The organism is Citrobacter sp. Res13-Sevr-PEB04-36 (assembly GCF_015672735.1).
GTDB lineage: Bacteria > Pseudomonadota > Gammaproteobacteria > Enterobacterales > Enterobacteriaceae > Citrobacter.
This window is the reverse complement of the sequence record NZ_JADABY010000007.1, coordinates 52367-75096: the sequence shown is the minus strand read 5'-3', so window position 1 is coordinate 75096 and position 22730 is coordinate 52367. Positions and strand designations below refer to the sequence as shown.

General features: G+C 54.1%; 20 protein-coding genes. All 20 read left to right on the top strand.

What is annotated here, in order from left to right:
- Positions 1–68: 68 nt before the first annotated feature.
- Entirely contained in the window at positions 69–1793 is a 1725-nt protein-coding gene (gene ilvI / locus IMQ48_RS02135) for an acetolactate synthase 3 large subunit (RefSeq protein ID WP_196207715.1), read from the top strand.
- 2 nt (positions 1794–1795) lie between these two features.
- Positions 1796–2287 (top strand): acetolactate synthase small subunit, encoded by a 492-nt coding sequence (gene ilvN / locus IMQ48_RS02130; RefSeq protein ID WP_196207714.1) that lies wholly within the window; start codon positions 1796–1798, stop codon positions 2285–2287.
- A 180-nt stretch (positions 2288–2467) separates the two neighbouring features.
- A complete protein-coding gene (cra, locus tag IMQ48_RS02125) occupies positions 2468–3472 on the top strand; it encodes a catabolite repressor/activator (RefSeq protein WP_196207713.1) in 1005 nt (334 codons plus the stop codon).
- A gap of 615 nt (positions 3473–4087) precedes the next feature.
- Positions 4088–4546: a division/cell wall cluster transcriptional repressor MraZ gene (mraZ, locus tag IMQ48_RS02120; protein WP_005124560.1), complete on the top strand. Its 459-nt coding sequence runs from the start codon at positions 4088–4090 to the stop codon at positions 4544–4546.
- A gap of 1 nt (position 4547) precedes the next feature.
- Positions 4548–5489, top strand: coding sequence for a 16S rRNA (cytosine(1402)-N(4))-methyltransferase RsmH (rsmH, locus tag IMQ48_RS02115; protein ID WP_096758310.1), 942 nt, complete (start codon positions 4548–4550; stop codon positions 5487–5489).
- Positions 5486–5851: a cell division protein FtsL gene (gene ftsL / locus IMQ48_RS02110; RefSeq protein WP_115259462.1), complete on the top strand. Its 366-nt coding sequence runs from the start codon at positions 5486–5488 to the stop codon at positions 5849–5851. Before rsmH ends, ftsL begins: the two co-directional genes overlap by 4 nt.
- A 15-nt stretch (positions 5852–5866) precedes the next feature.
- Positions 5867–7633, top strand: a complete 1767-nt coding sequence (gene ftsI, locus IMQ48_RS02105) for a peptidoglycan glycosyltransferase FtsI (RefSeq protein WP_196207712.1) — start codon at positions 5867–5869, stop codon at positions 7631–7633.
- A complete protein-coding gene (gene murE / locus IMQ48_RS02100) occupies positions 7620–9107 on the top strand; it encodes a UDP-N-acetylmuramoyl-L-alanyl-D-glutamate--2,6-diaminopimelate ligase (protein WP_196207711.1) in 1488 nt (495 codons plus the stop codon). The genes ftsI and murE overlap by 14 nt, the downstream gene beginning before the upstream one ends.
- Positions 9104–10462: a UDP-N-acetylmuramoyl-tripeptide--D-alanyl-D-alanine ligase gene (gene murF, locus IMQ48_RS02095; RefSeq protein ID WP_196207710.1), complete on the top strand. Its 1359-nt coding sequence runs from the start codon at positions 9104–9106 to the stop codon at positions 10460–10462. The genes murE and murF overlap by 4 nt, the downstream gene beginning before the upstream one ends.
- Entirely contained in the window at positions 10456–11538 is a 1083-nt protein-coding gene (gene mraY / locus IMQ48_RS02090; protein WP_096758305.1) for a phospho-N-acetylmuramoyl-pentapeptide-transferase, read from the top strand. Before murF ends, mraY begins: the two co-directional genes overlap by 7 nt.
- A gap of 2 nt (positions 11539–11540) precedes the next feature.
- Positions 11541–12857 carry a UDP-N-acetylmuramoyl-L-alanine--D-glutamate ligase gene (gene murD / locus IMQ48_RS02085; RefSeq protein ID WP_196207709.1) on the top strand — a complete coding sequence of 439 codons (1317 nt, stop codon included), beginning with the start codon at positions 11541–11543 and terminating at the stop codon, positions 12855–12857.
- Positions 12857–14101, top strand: coding sequence for a cell division protein FtsW (gene ftsW, locus IMQ48_RS02080; RefSeq protein ID WP_196207708.1), 1245 nt, complete (start codon positions 12857–12859; stop codon positions 14099–14101). The genes murD and ftsW overlap by 1 nt, the downstream gene beginning before the upstream one ends.
- Positions 14098–15165 (top strand): undecaprenyldiphospho-muramoylpentapeptide beta-N-acetylglucosaminyltransferase, encoded by a 1068-nt coding sequence (gene murG / locus IMQ48_RS02075; RefSeq protein WP_196207707.1) that lies wholly within the window; start codon positions 14098–14100, stop codon positions 15163–15165. The genes ftsW and murG overlap by 4 nt, the downstream gene beginning before the upstream one ends.
- Positions 15166–15216: 51 nt before the next feature.
- Positions 15217–16692, top strand: coding sequence for a UDP-N-acetylmuramate--L-alanine ligase (gene murC, locus IMQ48_RS02070; protein WP_196207706.1), 1476 nt, complete (start codon positions 15217–15219; stop codon positions 16690–16692).
- Positions 16685–17605, top strand: a complete 921-nt coding sequence (locus IMQ48_RS02065) for a D-alanine--D-alanine ligase (protein ID WP_196207705.1) — start codon at positions 16685–16687, stop codon at positions 17603–17605. The genes murC and IMQ48_RS02065 overlap by 8 nt, the downstream gene beginning before the upstream one ends.
- A 1-nt stretch (position 17606) precedes the next feature.
- The gene (gene ftsQ, locus IMQ48_RS02060; protein WP_196207704.1) at positions 17607–18440 is read left to right on the top strand and encodes a cell division protein FtsQ; all 834 of its coding nucleotides are present in this window, start codon (positions 17607–17609) and stop codon (positions 18438–18440) included.
- Positions 18437–19699, top strand: a complete 1263-nt coding sequence (ftsA, locus tag IMQ48_RS02055) for a cell division protein FtsA (RefSeq protein ID WP_003018755.1) — start codon at positions 18437–18439, stop codon at positions 19697–19699. The genes ftsQ and ftsA overlap by 4 nt, the downstream gene beginning before the upstream one ends.
- A gap of 60 nt (positions 19700–19759) precedes the next feature.
- Positions 19760–20911: a cell division protein FtsZ gene (gene ftsZ, locus IMQ48_RS02050; protein WP_003018753.1), complete on the top strand. Its 1152-nt coding sequence runs from the start codon at positions 19760–19762 to the stop codon at positions 20909–20911.
- A 100-nt stretch (positions 20912–21011) separates the two neighbouring features.
- On the top strand, positions 21012–21929 hold the full coding sequence (gene lpxC, locus IMQ48_RS02045) for a UDP-3-O-acyl-N-acetylglucosamine deacetylase (protein ID WP_045439825.1): 918 nt from the start codon (positions 21012–21014) through the stop codon (positions 21927–21929).
- 281 nt (positions 21930–22210) lie between these two features.
- Complete coding sequence (gene secM, locus IMQ48_RS02040; protein ID WP_196207703.1) at positions 22211–22717, top strand: secA translation cis-regulator SecM; 507 nt, start codon at positions 22211–22213, stop codon at positions 22715–22717.
- The last annotated feature ends 13 nt before the right edge of the window (positions 22718–22730 follow it).

The following is a 22730-nucleotide window of genomic DNA, read 5'->3' as shown; positions in this document are numbered from 1 at the left end:
GCCATGCGTCATCCTCAGCGGTTAATGTGTTGTTAAACCGTTATTCATTATAAGAGTGGAGGCAAGCCATGGAGATGTTGTCTGGAGCCGAGATGGTCGTGCGATCGCTCATCGATCAGGGTGTGAAGCAGGTATTTGGCTATCCTGGAGGCGCAGTACTCGATATTTATGATGCGCTGCATACGGTTGGGGGTATCGACCATGTGCTGGTGCGTCATGAACAAGCCGCAGTACATATGGCTGATGGTCTGGCGCGTGCCACGGGTGACGTCGGTGTGGTTCTGGTGACTTCCGGGCCGGGTGCAACCAATGCGATAACCGGGATTGCCACGGCGTACATGGATTCCATTCCACTGGTGATCCTCTCCGGGCAGGTGGCGACGTCGCTGATTGGTTATGACGCCTTTCAGGAGTGCGACATGGTGGGGATATCCCGTCCGGTGGTGAAGCACAGCTTCCTCGTTAAGCAAACGGAAGATATTCCTCAGGTACTAAAAAAAGCCTTCTGGCTGGCGGCTAGTGGTCGTCCTGGTCCTGTGGTGGTGGATTTGCCGAAGGATATTCTGAATCCGGCGAAGAAACTGCCGTATAGCTGGCCAGAGTCGGTCAGTATGCGCTCGTATAATCCGACAACGACCGGACACAAGGGGCAAATAAAACGTGCACTGCAAACGCTGGTCGCGGCTAAAAAACCGGTGGTGTATGTTGGCGGCGGTGCGGTTAATGCGGCCTGTCATGAACAACTGGGCCACATTGCTGAAGCCCTTAATCTGCCGGTTGTTTCTTCGCTGATGGGATTGGGCGCGTTCCCGGCCACACATCGTCAGGCGTTGGGCATGCTGGGCATGCATGGCACCTATGAAGCCAATATGACCATGCATCATTCCGATGTGATCTTTGCCGTAGGCGTTCGCTTTGACGATCGCACGACCAATAACCTGGCAAAATATTGCCCAAATGCGACCGTACTGCATATTGATATCGATCCAACCTCTATTTCAAAAACCGTTAATGCGGACATCCCTATTGTCGGCGATGCCCGCCTGGTGCTTGATCAGATGCTGGAACTGCTACCTCAGGAGAGATCACAGCAGCCGCTTGATGATAACCGCGACTGGTGGCAGCAGATAGAACAGTGGCGTGCGCGCCAGTGCCTGAAATATGACACGCAGAGTGAGAGCATTAAGCCGCAGGCTGTTATTGAAACCATCTGGCGTCTGACGAATGGGGATGCGTATGTGACCTCGGACGTTGGCCAGCACCAGATGTTTGCCGCACTGTATTATCCGTTTGATAAGCCGCGCCGTTGGATTAACTCCGGTGGCCTCGGCACTATGGGATTTGGTTTACCTGCGGCGTTAGGCGTAAAGATGGCGCTGCCGAATGAAACGGTGGTGTGCGTCACTGGTGATGGCAGTATTCAGATGAATATCCAGGAACTGTCGACGGCGTTGCAATACGAATTGCCCGTGCTGGTACTCAACCTTAACAACCGCTACCTCGGCATGGTTAAACAGTGGCAGGACATGATCTACTCCGGGCGCCACTCGCAGTCCTACATGCAGTCGCTGCCCGACTTTGTGCGTCTTGCTGAGGCGTATGGCCATATCGGTATCCAGATAAACCATCCGGATGAACTCGAGAGCAAACTGGGTGAGGCGCTGGAGCACGTGCGGAATCATCGTCTGGTGTTTGTCGATGTCACTGTTGATGGCAGTGAACATGTCTACCCGATGCAGATTCGCGGAGGCGGTATGGATGAAATGTGGTTAAGCAAAACGGAGAGGACCTGATTATGCGCCGGATATTATCAGTATTGCTGGAAAACGAGTCGGGGGCATTGTCACGGGTGATTGGTCTCTTCGCTCAACGCGGTTACAACATTGAAAGTCTGACCGTTGCACCGACGGACGATCCGACGTTATCGCGAATGACGATCCAGACGGTGGGTGATGAAAAGGTCCTTGAGCAGATCGAAAAGCAGCTGCACAAACTGGTGGATGTCCTGCGCGTAAGCGAGCTGGGGCAGGGATCTCACGTTGAACGAGAGATCATGCTGGTGAAAATTCAGGCCAGCGGTTACGGCCGTGAAGAAGTGGTACGCAATACGGAAATTTTCCGTGGACAAATCATCGACGTCACACCGTCCATCTATACCGTACAGTTGGCGGGTACCAGCGATAAGCTGGATGCTTTCCTGGCAACCTTGCGTGAAGTGGCGAAAATCGTCGAGGTTGCACGCTCCGGCGTGGTGGGGCTTTCTCGCGGTGATAAAATCATGCGCTAATCATGACCCTGCTATTAATTCGCGAGCCCAATGCTACCGGTTGGGCTTTTTTTTGCGAAATCAGCAGTAACCAGAGACAAAAGCGGTTGCCGCAGTCATTATTCTGCGCTTAGATGTTAATAAATTTAACCCATGCCATCTCAAAGGTTATGGTTGGTACATTTTACGCAAGGGGCAATTGTGAAACTGGATGAAATCGCTCGGCTGGCCGGCGTTTCGCGAACGACTGCAAGCTACGTTATTAATGGCAAAGCAAAGCAATATCGCGTAAGCGACAAAACGGTTGAAAAAGTCATGGCGGTGGTGCGTGAGCATAATTACCACCCAAATGCTGTGGCCGCCGGGCTACGTGCTGGACGCACACGTTCTATTGGGCTGGTGATCCCGGATCTTGAGAACACAAGTTATACCCGGATAGCCAACTACCTGGAGCGCCAGGCGCGTCAGCGCGGCTATCAACTGCTGATTGCGTGTTCAGAAGATCAGCCAGATAACGAAATGCGCTGTATTGAGCACCTGTTACAACGCCAGGTTGATGCCATCATTGTGTCGACCTCTTTGCCGCCGGAGCATCCGTTCTACCAGCGCTGGGCCAACAGTGCATTCCCGATAGTGGCATTAGACCGTGCGCTGGATCGTGAACATTTCACCAGCGTCGTCGGGGCCGATCAGGACGATGCAGAAATGCTGGCGGAGGAATTGCGTAAGTTCCCGGCTGATACCGTCCTTTATCTCGGCGCTCTGCCGGAATTATCCGTCAGTTTCCTGCGTGAACAGGGTTTCCGTACCGCGTGGAAGGACGATCCGCGTGAAGTGAATTTCCTGTATGCCAACAGCTATGAGCGGGAGGCCGCCGCACAGCTGTTTGATAAATGGTTGGAAACTCACCCGATGCCGCAGGCGTTGTTTACCACCTCATTTGCGTTGCTACAGGGAGTGATGGATGTGACATTACGTCGCGACGGACAGTTACCGTCCGATCTTGCCATTGCGACTTTTGGCGACCATGAGCTGCTCGACTTCCTGCAGTGCCCGGTGCTGGCGGTGGCGCAGCGTCATCGCGATGTCGCCGAACGCGTACTGGAAATCGTGCTGGCCAGTCTGGATGAGCCGCGTAAGCCAAAACCAGGTCTGACGCGGATCCGACGTAATCTGTATCGCCGCGGTATTCTCAGCCGGAGCTAAGTTGCTCTGCTGGACGCGCCGGAAGGCGATAACCTTCTGGCGCGACCATTTATTCAATTATCAGAAATAACCTCATTATATTTAAGAATATTCTTTGGAATTGTCTGAAATTGAATATTTTAAATATCTCGATTTAAAACACGACCCACCATTTTTACGTTATTGATACGTAACTACGCGTTACGGTTGTATTGTTTTGTTACATGGTTGTATGGAATTGCCGAATTAACAAACACTTTGCTTCTGTATTGCAGATTTTTCTCGCCTGCCTTGGTACTACAAGGCGTACAGACCGATTAACTGGTACTGTTATCTCGCTGCATATTGTCCTAAAATGCCGCTCGCGTCGCAAACTGACACTTTATATTTTCTTGAGATGATATTGAGTTGTTTTAAACAATGATGAGTTGTTGGATTTTTTTCTTACAAATATTCATGACGTTAATTTGCTTCGTTCGCTGTACGGAATTTGTTCAACGCTGATATTAGCCGTAAACATTGGGTTTTTTGCTCCGCTAAGCGCCGTGACTTGCTTGACAAGGTTTTCCTCCGCTCCGTAAACTCCTTATAAGTGGGATTTTGTGGGACAAAGTGGTAATCGGGGGTGAGACTGGCATGTTCCGGGGAGCGACGTTAGTTAATCTCGACAGTAAAGGGCGCTTATCTGTGCCTACCCGGTATCGGGATCAACTGCTCGAGAGTGCTACCGGTCAAATGGTTTGCACCATTGACATCCATCACCCGTGCCTGCTGCTTTACCCCCTGCCTGAATGGGAAATTATCGAGCAGAAGCTATCTCGTCTGTCCAGCATGAATCCGGTTGAGCGCCGCGTACAGCGCTTGCTGTTGGGGCATGCCAGTGAATGTCAGATGGATAGCGCTGGTCGATTACTGATAGCTCCGATTCTGCGACAGCATGCAGGGTTAACGAAAGAAGTGATGCTGGTTGGGCAGTTCAACAAATTTGAGCTGTGGGATGAAACGACCTGGTATCAACAGGTCAAGGAAGATATCGACGCTGAGCAATCTGTTACCGGCGCGCTGTCGGAACGATTGCAGGATTTGTCTCTATAAGATGATGGAAAATTTTAAACATACAACGGTGTTGCTGGATGAGGCCGTAAACGGTCTGAATATTCGTCCGGACGGCATCTACATTGACGGGACATTTGGTCGCGGCGGTCACTCACGTCTGATCCTCTCGCAGCTTGGTGAAGAGGGGCGCTTGCTGGCTATCGATCGCGATCCGCAGGCAATTGCTGTAGCCCAGACTATTAACGATCCCCGCTTCTCCATTATCCATGGACCTTTCTCTGCGCTGGCTGAGTACGTGAGCGAGCGCGGGCTTACCGGCAAGATCGATGGCATCCTCCTCGATCTTGGCGTGTCTTCTCCGCAGCTTGACGATGCGGAGCGTGGTTTTTCGTTTATGCGTGATGGTCCGCTGGACATGCGCATGGATCCGACGCGCGGTCAGTCAGCCGCCGAATGGCTGCAAACGGCAGATGAAGCAGATATTGCCTGGGTGATTAAAACCTTTGGCGAAGAACGCTTCGGTAAACGCATTGCTCGCGCCATCGTCGAGCGCAACCGCGTTGAACCGATGACTCGCACCAAACAACTGGCGGAAGTCATTGCGGCGGCCATGCCGGTAAAAGACAAATTCAAACATCCCGCGACCCGTACCTTCCAGGCGGTGCGCATTTGGGTGAACAGTGAACTGGAGGAGATAGAGCAGGCGCTAAAAAGCTCGCTCAGCGTGCTGGCTCCAGGTGGACGCCTTTCGGTAATCAGTTTCCACTCGCTTGAAGACCGTATTGTGAAGCGCTTTATGCGCGAACAAAGTCGCGGTCCTCAGGTTCCGGCGGGGATCCCGATGACTGAAGCGCAGATCCAAAAGCTGGGCGGCCGTGAGTTGAGAGCATTAGGCAAGTTGATGCCGGGTGAAGAAGAGGTCGCAGAAAATCCTCGTGCCCGTAGTTCAGTTCTGCGTATTGCAGAGAGGACGAACGCATGATCAGCAGAGTGACAGAAGCCCTCAGCAAAGTTAAAGGATCGATAGGAAGTAACGAGCGCCATGCCTTGCCTGGCGTGATCGGTGACGATCTTTTGCGGTTCGGGAAGCTGCCACTCTGCCTGTTCATTTGCATTATTTTGACGGCGGTCACCGTCGTGACGACCGCGCACCATACACGGTTGCTGACTGCACAGCGCGAACAGTTAGTTCTGGAACGCGATGCGCTGGATATCGAATGGCGTAACTTGATCCTTGAGGAGAACGCTCTCGGTGATCATAGCCGTGTTGAACGGATCGCAACGGAAAAGCTGCAGTTGCAGCATGTGGATCCCTCACAAGAAAATATCGTAGTACAAAAATAAGGATAAACGCGACGCATGAAAGCAGCGGCAAAGACGCTCAAACCAAAACGCCAGGAAGAACAAGCCAACTTTATCAGTTGGCGTTTTGCGTTACTGTGCGGCTGTATTTTGCTGGCGCTGTGCTTCCTGCTGGGACGCGTTGCCTGGCTGCAAATTATTGCGCCTGACATGCTGGTGCGTCAGGGTGACATGCGTTCCCTGCGTGTTCAGGAAGTCTCTACGTCGCGCGGGATGATTACCGACCGCTCCGGTCGTCCGCTGGCGGTGAGCGTGCCGGTGAAGGCTATCTGGGCCGATCCGAAAGAAGTGCATGATGCGGGCGGCGTGAGCGTCGGCGAACGCTGGCGAGCGCTGTCGACCGCGTTGAATCTCCCGCTTGACCAGCTGGCTTCTCGCATTAACGCCAACCCTAAAGGGCGCTTTATCTACCTCGCACGTCAGGTTAACCCTGACATGGCCGACTACATCAAAAAACTGAAGCTACCGGGGATTCATCTGCGCGAAGAATCCCGCCGTTACTATCCTTCCGGGGAAGTGACCGCTCACCTCATTGGTTTTACTAACGTCGACAGCCAGGGTATTGAAGGCGTTGAGAAGAGTTTTGATAAGTGGCTCACCGGCCAGCCTGGCGAACGCGTGGTGCGTAAAGACCGCTATGGCCGCGTGATTGAAGATATTTCTTCAACGGACAGTCAGGCGGCGCATAACCTGGCGCTGAGTATTGATGAGCGCTTGCAGGCGCTGGTCTATCGCGAACTGAACAACGCCGTCGCGTTTAACAAAGCAGAATCAGGCAGCGCCGTGCTGGTAGATGTGAACACCGGCGAAGTGCTGGCGATGGCTAACAGCCCATCCTATAACCCAAATAATCTTTCAGGCACGCAAAAAGATGTCATGCGTAACCGTACCATCACCGACGTGTTTGAACCGGGGTCAACGGTTAAACCGATGGTGGTGATGACTGCACTGCAGCGCGGCGTGGTGCGTGAAAACACCGTGCTGAACACTATCCCCTATCGAATTAATGGTCACGAAATCAAAGACGTGGCGCGTTATAGCGAATTGACCCTGACCGGGGTACTACAGAAGTCGAGTAACGTCGGTGTTTCCAAGCTGGCGTTAGCGATGCCGTCCTCAGCGTTAGTAGACACTTACTCACGTTTTGGGCTGGGAAAAGCGACCAATTTGGGGTTGGTCGGAGAACGCAGTGGCTTATATCCTCAAAAACAACGGTGGTCTGACATAGAGAGGGCCACCTTCTCTTTCGGCTATGGGCTAATGGTAACCCCGTTACAGTTAGCGCGAGTCTACGCAACGATCGGCAGCTATGGCGTTTATCGCCCGCTATCGATTACCAAAGTTGATCCTCCTGTTCCGGGTGAGCGTATCTTCCCGGAATCTACCGTACGGACCGTCGTTCATATGATGGAAAGCGTGGCACTGCCCGGCGGCGGCGGCGTGAAGGCGGCGATTAAAGGCTATCGCATCGCCATTAAAACCGGTACGGCGAAAAAAGTAGGGCCAGATGGCCGCTACATCAACAAATACATTGCTTATACCGCAGGCGTTGCGCCTGCGAGTCAGCCGCGCTTTGCGCTGGTGGTTGTTATCAACGACCCGCAGGCGGGTAAATACTACGGTGGCGCCGTTTCCGCGCCGGTCTTCGGTGCCATCATGGGCGGCGTACTGCGCACCATGAACATCGAACCGGATGCGCTGGCAACGGGCGATAAAAGTGAATTTGTGAATAATCAAGGCGAGGCGACAGGTGGCAGATCGTAATTTGCGCGACCTTCTTGCTCCATGGGTGCCAGGAGCACCGGAGCGAGCACTGCGGGAGATGACGCTCGACAGCCGTGTGGCTGCATCGGGCGATCTCTTTGTGGCAGTGCCAGGTCATCAGGCGGACGGGCGTCGATATATCCCGCAGGCGATAGCGCAAGGTGTGGCTGCCATTATTGCAGAGGCAAAAGATGAGGCAACCGACGGTGAAATCCGTGAAATGCACGGCGTACCGGTTATCTATCTGAGCCAGCTTAACGAACGTTTATCAGCACTGGCGGGCCGCTTTTACCACGAGCCCTCTGAAACTATGCGTCTGGTGGGCGTAACTGGCACCAACGGAAAAACCACGACCACCCAATTGCTGGCGCAGTGGAGCCAATTGTTGGGCGAAACCAGTGCTGTGATGGGGACGGTGGGCAATGGCCTGCTGGGCAAAGTGATCCCGACAGAAAATACCACCGGTTCAGCCGTTGATGTCCAGCATGTGCTGGCGGGACTGGTTGAGCAGGGCGCCACGTTAGGCGCGATGGAAGTGTCATCCCACGGTCTGGTTCAGCATCGCGTGGCGGCGTTGAAGTTTGCCGCGTCGGTATTTACCAACTTAAGCCGTGACCATCTCGACTATCACGGCGATATGGAACATTACGAAGCCGCGAAGTGGCTACTGTACTCCACGCACCATTGCGGTCAGGCCATTGTCAATGCAGATGATGAAGTTGGTCGACGCTGGCTGGCAAAATTGCCGGATGCGGTCGCCGTTTCGATGGAAGACCATATTAATCCGAACTGCCACGGTCGCTGGCTGAAAGCGATTGAGGTGAACTATCACGACAGCGGCGCGACAATCCGCTTTACCTCGTCCTGGGGTGACGGTGAAATTGAAAGCCGCCTGATGGGTGCCTTCAACGTCAGTAATCTGCTGCTGGCACTGGCAACGCTGCTGGCATTAGGGTATCCGTTGACGGATTTACTGAAAACGGCGGCACGTTTGCAGCCAGTTTGTGGGCGTATGGAAGTGTTCAGCGCGCCGGGCAAAACGACGGTAGTGGTGGATTATGCCCACACGCCGGATGCGTTGGAAAAAGCGCTGCAGGCGGCACGCCTGCACTGCACCGGTAAGCTGTGGTGCGTCTTTGGCTGCGGCGGCGATCGCGACAAAGGCAAGCGTCCACTGATGGGCGCTATCGCGGAAGAGTTCGCCGATATCGTGGTGGTTACCGATGACAATCCGCGCACTGAAGAGCCGCGCGCCATTATTAACGACATTCTGGCTGGTATGCTGGATGCCGGGCACGCGAAGGTGATGGAAGGCCGCGCTGAAGCGGTGACTAACGCCATTATGCAGGCGAAAGAAAACGACGTTGTACTGTTGGCCGGTAAAGGCCACGAAGATTACCAGATCGTCGGCGCGCATCGCCTCGACTATTCTGATCGCGTGACGGCCGCTCGCCTGTTGGGGGTGATCGCATGATTAGCGTAACGCTCAGCCAGTTGGCGGAGATCCTCGCTGGCGAACTGAAAGGGGGCGACCTGACCCTTGATGCGGTCACCACCGATACGCGTAAAGTTACACCGGGCTGCCTGTTTGTCGCGCTGAAAGGTGAACGATTCGACGCCCATGATTTTGCCCAACAGGCGAAGGATAACGGGGCAGGGGCGCTGCTGGTCAGTCGCCCGCTGGACGTCTCTCTGCCGCAGGTAATTGTGAAGGACACGCGCCTGGCATTTGGCGAGCTGGCGGCGTGGGTGCGCGCTCAGGTTCCGGCCCGCGTGGTGGCGTTGACCGGTTCATCCGGTAAAACTTCTGTCAAAGAGATGACCGCCGCGATTCTCAGCCAGTGCGGGAACACCTTATATACCGCCGGAAATCTGAACAACGACATCGGCGTACCGATGACGCTGCTGCGACTGAACAACGATTATGATTATGCGGTGATTGAGCTTGGTGCCAACCACCAGGGTGAGATTGCCTGGACCGTCGGGTTGACGCGTCCGGAAGCGGCGCTGGTGAATAATCTGGCGGCGGCTCACCTGGAAGGGTTCGGTTCTCTGGCGGGTGTCGCCAAAGCGAAAGGCGAAATCTTTACTGGCCTGTCGGAAAACGGTATCGCCATTTTGAATGCTGATAATAACGACTGGTTGAACTGGCAGCGCATTATTGGCGAGCGCACCGTCTGGCGCTTCTCGCCGAACGCGGCCAACAGCGATTTTTCTGCTACCAACATTCATGTCACGTCGCACGGCACCGAATTTACGCTGCACACACCGACCGGCACTATTGATGTTCTGCTGCCGTTACCGGGCCGTCACAACATTGCCAATGCCCTGGCTGCCACCGCACTCTCCATGGCGGTTGGCGCGACGCACGAAGCGGTTAAAGCTGGCCTGAAAGAGTTACATGCGGTGCCGGGGCGTCTGTTCCCGATCCCGCTTGCAGAAAATCAGCTGCTGCTGGACGACTCCTATAACGCCAATGTTGGTTCGATGACTGCCGCGGTACAGGTACTGTCTGAAATGCCGGGCTATCGCGTGCTGGTGGTGGGCGATATGGCAGAGCTTGGCGCGGAAAGCGAAGCCTGTCACGTTCAGGTAGGTATGGCTGCGAAGGCTGCGGGTATTGACTGCGTATTGAGTACAGGAAAACTGAGTCAGGCAATCAGCGATGCCAGCGGCGTTGGTGAACATTTTGCGGATAAACCCGCGTTGGCCGCGCATCTTAAGACATTGATTGCCGAGCATCAGGTGATGACGATTTTAGTGAAGGGTTCACGTAGTGCCGCCATGGAAGAGGTAGTACGCGCATTACAGGAGAATGGAACATGTTAGTTTGGCTGGCCGAACATTTGGTCAAATATTATTCCGGCTTTAACGTCTTTTCCTATCTGACGTTTCGCGCCATCGTCAGCCTGCTGACCGCGCTGTTCATCTCGCTGTGGATGGGCCCGCGTATGATCGCCCGCCTGCAAAAAATGTCTTTCGGTCAGGTCGTGCGTAACGACGGTCCGGAATCGCATTTCAGTAAACGTGGTACGCCGACCATGGGCGGCATTATGATCCTCACCGCGATTGTTATCTCCGTTCTGTTGTGGGCCTACCCATCTAACCCGTACGTCTGGTGCGTGCTGGTGGTGCTGGTGGGTTACGGCATTATTGGTTTTGTCGATGACTACCGCAAAGTTGTGCGTAAAGACACTAAAGGCCTGATCGCCCGCTGGAAGTACTTCTGGATGTCGGTGATTGCGTTAGGTGTGGCGTTCGCGCTGTATCTGGTGGGCAAAGATACGCCCGCCACGCAGCTGGTGGTGCCGTTCTTTAAAGACGTCATGCCGCAGTTAGGCCTGTTCTATGTTCTGCTGGCCTACTTCGTGATTGTCGGGACCGGCAATGCGGTCAACCTGACCGACGGCCTTGATGGTCTGGCGATTATGCCGACCGTGTTCGTTGCAGCCGGCTTTGCGCTGGTGGCATGGGCGACCGGGAACATGAACTTTGCCAACTATCTGCATATTCCGTATTTACGCCATGCGGGGGAGTTGGTGATTGTCTGTACGGCGATTGTCGGGGCTGGATTAGGCTTCCTGTGGTTTAACACTTATCCGGCGCAGGTCTTTATGGGCGATGTCGGTTCGCTGGCTCTGGGTGGCGCACTGGGCATTATTGCTGTGCTGCTGCGCCAGGAGTTTCTGCTGGTGATTATGGGTGGCGTGTTTGTGGTGGAAACCTTGTCGGTCATCCTGCAGGTTGGCTCTTTCAAGCTGCGCGGACAGCGCATCTTCCGTATGGCGCCGATCCACCACCACTATGAATTGAAAGGCTGGCCGGAACCGCGCGTGATCGTGCGCTTCTGGATTATTTCGCTGATGCTGGTGCTTATTGGCCTGGCAACGCTGAAGGTACGTTAATCATGGCTGATTACCAGGGTAAAAAAATCGTCATTATCGGTCTGGGGCTGACCGGGTTGTCTTGCGTTGATTTCTTCCTTGCGCGTGGTGTCACGCCGCGGGTGATGGATACACGCATGACGCCGCCGGGTCTCGATAAATTACCGGAAGCGGTTGAGCGCCACGTCGGCAGCCTGAATGATGACTGGCTGCTGGCTGCAGATTTAATCGTCGCCAGCCCTGGTATTGCCCTGGCGCATCCTGCGCTGAGTGCGGCTGCAGATGCCGGGATTGAAATTGTTGGTGACATCGAACTGTTCTGTCGCGAAGCACAGGCGCCGATCGTGGCGATTACCGGTTCTAACGGTAAAAGCACCGTCACCACGCTGGTTGGTGAAATGGCGAAAGCGGCCGGGGTGAATGTCGGCGTCGGCGGCAATATTGGTTTGCCTGCTTTGATGCTACTGGACGCTGAACGTGAGCTGTACGTTCTGGAGCTCTCCAGCTTCCAGCTGGAAACCACCTCCAGCCTGCAGGCTGTGGCGGCGACTATTCTGAACGTCACTGAAGATCATATGGATCGCTATCCATTTGGATTACAGCAGTACCGTGCAGCGAAACTGCGTGTCTATGAGAACGCGAAAGTGTGCGTGGTCAACGCAGATGATGCGCTGACGATGCCGATTCGCGGGGCTGATGAGCGCTGCGTGAGTTTTGGCATCAATATGGGTGACTATCACCTGAACCGCCAGCAGGGCGAAACCTGGCTGCGGGTGAAGGGTGAAAAAATTCTGAATGTGAAAGAGATGACGCTTTCCGGCCAGCATAACTATACCAACGCCCTGGCGGCGCTGGCGCTGGCAGATGCTGCGGGCTTGCCGCGTGCATCCAGCCTGAAAGCACTGACCACATTTACCGGCCTGGCGCATCGTTTCCAGGTTGTGCTGGAACACAACGGCGTACGTTGGATTAACGATTCAAAAGCCACCAACGTCGGCAGCACTGAAGCGGCGCTGAATGGCCTGCACGTTGACGGCACGCTGCACCTGCTGCTGGGCGGTGATGGGAAATCAGCTGATTTTTCTCCGCTAGGTCGTTATCTGGTCGGCGATCGTATTCGTTTGTACTGTTTTGGCCGCGATGGCGCGCAGCTTGCCGCCCTGCGACCAGACGTTGCTGAGCAAACTGAAACTATGGAGCAGGCGATGCGTCTGCTCGCGCCGCGCGTTAAACCGGGCGATATGGTGTTGCTGTCGCCAGCCTGTGCCAGTCTTGACCAGTTTAAAAACTTTGAGCAACGTGGTGATGTCTTTACCCGCCTGGCGAAGGAGTTGGGTTAATGCGCTTATCTCTCCCTCGTCTGAGAATGCCGCGCGTACCGGGATTGGGTGTCCTGGCGTGGATCTTCGCGGCGCTTAAAGGCTGGGTGATGGCGTCGCGTGATAAAGACGCGGATAGCCTGATCATGTATGACCGCATGTTGCTGTGGCTGACGTTTGGTCTGGCAGCGATTGGTTTTGTGATGGTGACATCGGCGTCAATGCCTGTAGGGCAACGTCTGGCGGGCGATCCGTTCCTGTTCGCCAAACGTGATGCGCTGTATATCTTCCTGGCATTCTGTCTGGCGATGGTCACGCTGCGTCTGCCGATGGAGTTCTGGCAAAAGTACAGCACTACAATGCTGATCGCCTCGATCATCATGCTGCTAATCGTACTGGTGGTGGGTAGCTCGGTTAACGGGGCATCGCGCTGGATTGCGCTGGGACCCCTGCGTATTCAGCCTGCAGAATTTACCAAGCTGTCGCTGTTCTGTTATCTCGCTAACTACCTGGTGCGTAAGGTGGATGAGGTGCGTAACAACCTGCGCGGCTTCTTAAAACCGATGGGCGTTATCCTGGTGCTGGCGGTATTACTGCTTGCGCAGCCTGACCTCGGTACGGTAGTGGTGCTGTTTGTTACCACGCTGGCGATGCTGTTTCTGGCCGGGGCAAAATTGTGGCAGTTCATCGCCATCATCGGCATGGGGATTTCGGCTGTAGTGCTGCTGATCCTCGCCGAGCCGTATCGTATTCGCCGCGTAACCTCTTTCTGGAACCCCTGGGAAGATCCGTTTGGTAGTGGTTACCAGCTGACACAATCCCTGATGGCTTTTGGCCGTGGTGAGATATGGGGCCAGGGACTGGGGAATTCGGTACAAAAACTGGAGTATTTGCCGGAAGCGCACACCGACTTTATCTTCGCCATTATTGGGGAAGAACTGGGTTATATCGGTGTGGTACTGGCACTTTTAATGGTATTCTTCGTCGCTTTTCGCGCGATGTCGATTGGTCGTAAAGCGCTGGAAATTGACCACCGCTTTTCAGGATTTTTGGCCTGCTCGATCGGCGTTTGGTTTAGTTTTCAGGCGTTGGTTAACGTCGGGGCGGCGGCTGGTATGCTGCCCACTAAAGGTCTGACGCTGCCACTGATTAGTTATGGTGGTTCGAGCTTGTTGATCATGTCGACAGCCATCATGTTTTTGTTACGTATTGATTATGAAACGCGTCTGGAAAAAGCGCAGGCATTTACACGAGGTGCACGATGAGTGGTCAACCGAAGCGGTTAATGGTGATGGCAGGCGGTACCGGTGGGCATGTGTTCCCGGGACTGGCGGTTGCGCACCATTTAATGGCCCAGGGCTGGCAGGTTCGTTGGCTGGGCACCGCCGATCGTATGGAAGCGGACTTAGTGCCGAAGCATGGCATTGACATTGATTTTATTCGCATCTCCGGTTTGCGTGGCAAGGGCCTCAACGCACTGCTGGCCGCGCCTGTGCGTATTTTTAACGCCTGGCGTCAGGCTCGCGCCATCATGAAGCAGTTTAAGCCTGATGTAGTCCTGGGGATGGGCGGCTATGTCTCGGGGCCTGGTGGCCTGGCGGCCTGGTCGTTAGGCATTCCGGTTGTGCTGCACGAGCAGAACGGCATCGCGGGCTTAACCAATAAATGGCTGGCGAAGATTGCCACGACGGTGATGCAGGCGTTTCCTGGCGCCTTCCCGAATGCGGAAGTGGTGGGCAACCCGGTACGTACCGATGTACTGGCGCTGCCGTTACCTGAAGAACGTCTGGCTGGACGTGAAGGTCCGGTTCGCGTGCTGGTGGTTGGGGGATCTCAGGGCGCGCGCGTGTTGAACCAGACGCTGCCACAGGTTGCTGCAAAGCTTGGTGATGCGATAACTATCTGGCATCAGAGCGGTAAGGGCGCACAGCAGACCGTGGAGCAGGCCTACATTGACGCCGGGCAACCGCAGCATAAGGTCACCGAATTTATTGACGATATGGCCGCAGCCTATGCGTGGGCAGATGTGGTGGTTTGTCGCTCTGGTGCGCTGACGGTGAGTGAGATCGCAGCAGCTGGCCTGCCAGCGATTTTTGTGCCGTTCCAGCATAAAGACCGACAGCAGTACTGGAATGCGTTGCCGCTGGAAAAAGCGGGCGCCGCCAAAATTTTAGAGCAGCCGCAGTTTACTGTGGATGCCGTCGCCAGCACCCTTGAAGGGTGGTCGCGAGAAACCTTATTAACCATGGCAGAACGTGCTCGCAATGCATCCATACCGAATTCCACCGAGTGGGTTGCAAATGCAGTGAGCCGGGCTGTCCGGGCGTAATTGTGGCGATGCCTTTTGCATCGCATGAACTGAGAAGTTAATGGCTAAAGAATGAATACACAACAATTGGCAAAACTGCGTTCCATCGTGCCCGAAATGCGTCGCGTTCGGCACATTCACTTTGTCGGCATCGGTGGTGCTGGTATGGGCGGTATTGCCGAAGTTTTGGCCAATGAAGGTTATCAGATCAGCGGTTCTGACCTGGCGCCGAACCCGGTCACGCAGCAGTTGAGTAATCTGGGTGCGACGATTTTCTTCAACCATCGCCCGGAAAACGTGCGTGATGCGAGCGTAGTGGTTGTGTCCAGCGCCATTTCTGCTGATAACCCGGAAATTGTTGCTGCGCATGAAGCGCGTATCCCGGTGATTCGCCGCGCAGAGATGCTGGCGGAGTTAATGCGTTTTCGTCACGGTATTGCCATTGCCGGGACGCACGGTAAAACCACGACCACTGCGATGGTTTCCAGCATTTACGCTGAAGCGGGGCTGGATCCGACTTTTGTCAACGGTGGGCTGGTGAAGGCCGCGGGCGTACATGCTCGTTTAGGCCATAGCCGCTATTTAATTGCGGAGGCGGATGAGAGCGATGCGTCGTTCCTGCATTTGCAGCCGATGGTGGCGATTGTCACCAATATTGAAGCTGACCATATGGATACCTACCAGGGCGACTTCGAAAATTTAAAGCAGACGTTTATTAATTTCCTGCATAACTTGCCGTTTTATGGTCGTGCGGTGATGTGCGTTGATGATCCGGTGATCCGTGAATTGTTACCGCGTGTAGGTCGTCAGACCACGACCTACGGTTTCAGCGATGATGCTGACGTACGCATAGAAGACTACCAGCAAATTGGCCCACAGGGTCACTTTACGCTGCTACGTCAGGGGATGGCCGATCTGCGCGTGACGTTGAACGCACCGGGCCGTCATAACGCGTTGAACGCGGCTGCAGCAGTGGCGGTTGCGACCGAAGAGGGAATTGAAGACGACGCTATTCTGCGCGCACTGGAAAGCTTCCAGGGGACCGGGCGTCGTTTTGACTTCCTCGGTGAATTCCCGCTGGAGTCGGTAAACGGTAAAGCAGGCAGCGCAATGCTGGTGGATGACTACGGACATCACCCTACGGAAGTAGATGCCACCATCAAAGCCGCGCGGGCTGGTTGGCCGGACAAAAATCTGGTGATGCTGTTCCAACCGCACCGCTTTACGCGTACACGCGATTTGTACGATGACTTTGCTAACGTGCTCACGCAGGTTGACACGCTGCTGATGCTGGACGTGTATGCCGCAGGTGAAACGCCGATTCCGGGAGCCGACAGTCGTTCGCTGTGCCGTACTATTCGTGGTCGCGGCAAGATTGACCCGATCCTGGTGTCCGATCCGGCTCAGGTGGCAGAAATGCTGGCACCGGTTTTAACCGGTAACGATCTGATTTTGGTGCAGGGTGCTGGAAATATCGGCAAAATCGCGCGTTCCTTAGCTGAAATCAAACTCAAGCCGCAAAACCCGGAGGAAGAACAACATGGCTGATAAAATCGCGGTCCTGTTGGGTGGAACCTCCGCAGAACGAGAAGTGTCATTGAATTCAGGCGCAGCGGTGCTGGCCGGTCTACGTGAAGGCGGCGTGGATGCGTACCCGGTTGATCCAAAAGAGGTCGATGTCACTCTTCTGAAATCGATGGGTTTTCAGAAGGTGTTTATTGCGCTGCACGGCCGTGGTGGTGAAGATGGTACCTTGCAGGGCATGCTGGAGCTGATTGGCCTGCCCTATACCGGCAGCGGTGTGATGGCTTCCGCTATCTCAATGGACAAACTGCGCAGCAAGTTGCTGTGGCAGGGCGCAGGTTTACCTGTTGCTCCGTGGGTAGCGTTGACCCGCCCTGAGTTCGAAAAAGGGCTTAGCGATGAAGTGGTTACGCAGATTTCTGCATTAGGCTTACCACTTATCGTGAAGCCAAGCCGTGAAGGCTCCAGCGTTGGGATGTCAAAAGTTGAAGAAGAAAATGCTTTGCAGGCTGCATTAGCATTGGCTTTTCAGCATGATGAAGAAGTACTGATTGAAAAATGGCTGAGTGGCCCGGAATTTACTGTTGCGATACTTGGCGAAGAAATTTTACCGTCGATACGTATCCAACCGGCTGGAACCTTCTATGATTATGAGGCGAAGTATCTGTCTGATGAGACACAATATTTCTGTCCTGCTGGTCTGGAAGTTGAACAAGAGGCCGCTTTACAGGTGTTAGTGCTGAAAGCATGGACCGCGCTGGGCTGTAAGGGCTGGGGGCGCATTGACGTCATGCTGGACAGCGATGACCAGTTTTATCTGCTGGAAGCCAATACCTCTCCGGGTATGACCAGCCACAGTCTGGTGCCGATGGCGGCACGTCAGGCGGGTCTGAGCTTCTCGCAGTTGGTGGTACGAATTCTGGAGTTGGCGGACTGATATGTCGCAGGCTGCGCTGAACACGCGAAACGGTGATGAAGAAGAGGCTCTCTCCTCGCGCCGCAACAATGGAACGCGTCTTGCAGGAATTATTTTCCTGCTGACAGTGCTGTGCACCGTGTTTGTGAGCGGCTGGGTAGTGTTGGGATGGATGGAAGATGCGCAGCGTTTGCCGTTGTCAAAACTGGTTTTGACCGGTGAACGTCACTACACGCGCAATGATGATATTCGTCAGTCCATTCTGGCGCTGGGCGCCCCGGGAACCTTTATGACTCAGGATGTCAACATCATCCAGAGCCAGATTGAACGTCTCCCCTGGATTAAACAGGCGAGCGTCAGAAAGCAATGGCCTGATGAATTGAAGATTCATCTGGTTGAATATGTGCCAATAGCGCGTTGGAATGATCAACATATGGTCGATGCTGACGGAAATACGTTTAGCATACCGACAGGTCGATCCAACAAGCAGGTATTACCGATGTTGTATGGACCGGAAGGCAGCGCAAGTGAAGTGCTGCAAGGGTTCCGCGATATGGGGCAGGTGCTGGCTAAGGACAGATTCACCCTGAAGGAAGCGGCGATGACCGCTCGTCGTTCCTGGCAGTTGACGCTGAATAACGATATTAAGCTCAATCTGGGCAGGGGCGATACGATAAAACGCTTGGCTCGCTTTGTGGAACTCTACCCGGTTTTACAGCAGCAGGCGCAAACCGATGGCAAACGGATTAGCTACGTTGATTTGCGTTATGACTCAGGAGCGGCAGTAGGCTGGGTTCCCTTGCCTCCTGAGGAATCTAATCAGCAACAGAATCAGGCACAGGCAGAACAACAATGATCAAGGCGACGGACAGAAAACTGGTAGTTGGACTGGAGATTGGCACCGCGAAGGTAGCCGCTTTAGTAGGGGAAGTTCTGCCCGACGGTATGGTCAATATCATTGGCGTGGGCAGTTGCCCATCGCGAGGTATGGATAAAGGCGGGGTGAATGACCTTGAGTCAGTGGTGAAGTGCGTACAGCGCGCCATTGACCAGGCTGAACTGATGGCAGATTGCCAGATTTCCTCGGTGTATCTGGCGCTTTCTGGTAAACATATTAGCTGTCAGAATGAAATTGGTATGGTGCCCATTTCCGAAGAGGAAGTGACGCAGGAAGATGTGGAAAACGTGGTGCATACGGCGAAATCCGTACGCGTACGCGATGAGCATCGCGTTCTGCATGTCATTCCACAGGAATACGCCATTGACTACCAGGAAGGCATTAAAAATCCGGTCGGGCTTTCTGGTGTACGCATGCAGGCCAAAGTGCATCTGATTACCTGCCACAACGACATGGCGAAGAATATTGTTAAAGCCGTTGAACGTTGTGGTCTGAAAGTTGACCAACTCATATTTGCCGGGTTGGCAGCCAGTTATTCTGTCTTAACGGAAGACGAACGTGAGCTGGGTGTCTGCGTAGTCGATATTGGTGGTGGTACAATGGATATCGCCGTTTATACTGGCGGCGCGTTGCGCCATACCAAAGTTATCCCTTACGCAGGGAATGTGGTGACCAGCGATATCGCGTATGCCTTTGGTACGCCGCCGAGCGATGCCGAAGCCATCAAAGTGCGTCATGGTTGCGCGCTGGGATCTATCGTCGGTAAAGATGAAAGCGTTGAGGTGCCAAGCGTGGGCGGTCGTCCGCCGCGTAGTCTGCAACGTCAGACCCTGGCAGAGGTGATCGAGCCGCGTTATACCGAGCTGCTCAACCTGGTCAACGAAGAGATTTTGCAATTACAGGAACAGCTTCGCCAGCAGGGTGTGAAACATCATCTGGCGGCGGGGATTGTATTAACCGGTGGCGCTGCACAAATTGAAGGCCTTGCGGCCTGTGCTCAACGCGTGTTCCACACGCAGGTGCGAATTGGTGCACCGCTGAACATTACCGGTCTGACAGATTATGCCCAAGAGCCGTATTATTCAACGGCGGTGGGGTTGCTTCACTACGGGAAAGAATCCCATTTGAGTGGTGAGGCTGAAGTTGAAAAACGTGTAACAGCATCGGTTGGCTCGTGGATCAAACGACTCAACAGCTGGCTGCGAAAAGAGTTTTAATTTTTATGAGACCGGCAACAATTACGGTCTCAGGCGACAGGCACAACGGAGAGAGAAACTATGTTTGAACCTATGGAACTGACCAACGACGCGGTGATTAAAGTCATCGGCGTCGGTGGCGGCGGCGGTAATGCCGTTGAACACATGGTGCGCGAGCGTATCGAAGGTGTTGAATTCTTCGCAGTGAATACCGACGCTCAGGCGTTGCGTAAGACTGCGGTTGGACAGACCATTCAGATTGGTAGCGGTATTACCAAAGGTCTGGGCGCGGGTGCAAACCCGGAAGTCGGTCGCAATGCGGCTGATGAAGATCGTGAAGCTCTGCGTGCAGCGCTTGACGGCGCAGACATGGTGTTCATCGCAGCAGGCATGGGCGGCGGTACCGGTACCGGTGCAGCGCCAGTGGTTGCTGAAGTAGCAAAAGATTTAGGTATTCTGACCGTTGCTGTTGTGACTAAGCCTTTCAACTTTGAAGGCAAGAAGCGTATGGCATTCGCGGAGCAGGGTATCACCGAGCTGTCCAAACATGTGGACTCTCTGATCACTATCCCGAACGACAAACTGCTGAAAGTATTAGGTCGCGGTATTTCCCTGCTGGACGCGTTTGGCGCAGCGAACGACGTGCTGAAAGGCGCGGTTCAGGGTATCGCTGAGCTGATCACCCGTCCGGGTCTGATGAACGTTGACTTTGCAGACGTGCGCACCGTGATGTCCGAAATGGGCTACGCGATGATGGGCTCTGGCGTGGCGAGCGGTGAAGACCGTGCAGAAGAAGCCGCTGAAATGGCGATCTCTTCTCCGCTGCTGGAAGACATCGATCTGTCTGGCGCACGCGGCGTGCTGGTCAACATCACTGCGGGCTTCGACCTGCGTCTGGATGAGTTCGAAACTGTGGGTAACACCATCCGTGCATTTGCTTCGGATAACGCGACCGTGGTTATCGGTACCTCTCTGGACCCGGATATGAACGACGAACTGCGCGTCACCGTCGTTGCCACTGGAATTGGTATGGACAAGCGTCCGGAAATCACCCTGGTGACCAACAAGCAGGTACAGCAGCCGGTAATGGATCGTTACCAGCAGCACGGCATGGCGCCGTTGACGCAAGAGCAGAAACCGGTAGCAAAAGTGGTCAACGACAATACGCCGCAGACCACCAAAGAGCCGGATTATCTGGATATCCCCGCATTCCTGCGTAAGCAAGCTGATTAAGAATTAGCTGGAATTTGGGAATTGTGCCTCTTTGTGCTAAACTGGCCCACCGAATGTATAGTACACTTCGGTTGGATAGGTAATTTGGCGAGATTATACGATGATCAAACAAAGGACTCTTAAACGTATCGTTCAGGCGACTGGCGTTGGTTTGCATACCGGCAAAAAAGTCACCCTGACATTACGCCCTGCGCCGGCCAACACCGGGGTCATCTATCGTCGCACCGACTTGAATCCTCCGGTAGATTTCCCGGCCGATGCCAAATCTGTGCGTGATACCATGCTCTGTACGTGTCTGGTCAATGAGCATGATGTACGGATTTCAACCGTTGAGCACCTGAATGCTGCTCTGGCGGGCTTAGGCATCGATAACATCGTTATTGAGGTTAATGCCCCGGAAATCCCGATCATGGATGGCAGTGCTGCTCCGTTCGTTTACCTGCTGCTTGACGCAGGTATTGAAGAACTGAACTGCGCCAAAAAATTTGTACGCATCAAAGAGACCGTTCGTGTCGAAGATGGCGACAAGTGGGCTGAATTCAAACCGTACAATGGTTTCTCGTTGGACTTTACCATCGATTTTAACCATCCGGCGATTGACTCCAGCACCCAGCGCTATGCGATGAACTTCTCTGCCGATGCGTTCATGCGCCAGATTAGCCGTGCGCGTACTTTCGGCTTCATGCGTGATATCGAATATCTGCAGTCCCGTGGCCTGTGCCTGGGCGGTAGCTTCGATTGTGCCATCGTTGTTGACGATTATCGCGTATTGAACGAAGACGGCCTGCGTTTTGAAGATGAATTCGTTCGTCACAAAATGCTCGACGCGATTGGTGACTTGTTCATGTGTGGTCACAATATTATTGGTGCATTCACCGCGTATAAATCCGGTCATGCATTGAATAACAAATTGTTGCAGGCGGTCCTGGCAAAACAGGAAGCTTGGGAATTTGTGACCTTCCAGGACGATGCAGAACTGCCGCTGGCGTTCAAAGCACCTTCGACCGTACTGGCGTAACGACACTCGTTGTCGCAAAATTCGACTGGTAAATCTGGTACTCTCTCCGGCCAGGTAAGCCAGTCGTTTTTTTTATATACTCACTAACGCAGCCTTTCTCAGCGCAAACTTTTCCCTGCCGTAACGTTAAAATAGTGTGCGATCGCTGCTTTGTTGAGCATATTTTCCCATGGCGGGTTGTCATTACTGCTGTGGAGCGGCCGCTTTAATGATAAGATCCGTGCGCAAAAATCGTTTTGAATTTATAACCCCAAATGCAGGGTATATCAGGTGGCAAAAACGTGAGTGGAATACTGACGCGCTGGCGACAGTTAGGCAGACGGTACTTCTGGCCGCATCTCCTTTTGGGGATGGTCGCGGCGAGTTTTGGCCTGCCCGCGATCGGTAATGCTGCTGAACCGAATACTCCCGCCAAGGCGACCGCCAGCAACCACGATCAATCTGCTAAGGTAAACTTTAGCCAGCTGGCGTTGCTGGAGGCGACCAATCGTCGCCCGAATTTTACCGTCGATTACTGGCATCAGCATGCTATTCGTACGGTTATCCGCCACCTTTCCTTTGCTATGGCACCTCAGGCGTTACCCGTTGCTGAAGAGCCGTTGCCGATCCAGGCGCATCATCTTGCTTTACTGAATACGCTCAGCGCGATGCTGACGCAGGAAGGCAGCCCTCCTGCGACCGTAAGTTGCGTGACGTATGCCCATTTTACTTCTCAAGCCGCGTTTAGCGTTCCTGTCTGGATAAGCCAGCTGCAGGGGATCCGCGCTGGTCCTCAACGCCTCAGCTAAAAAAAGAACCTTC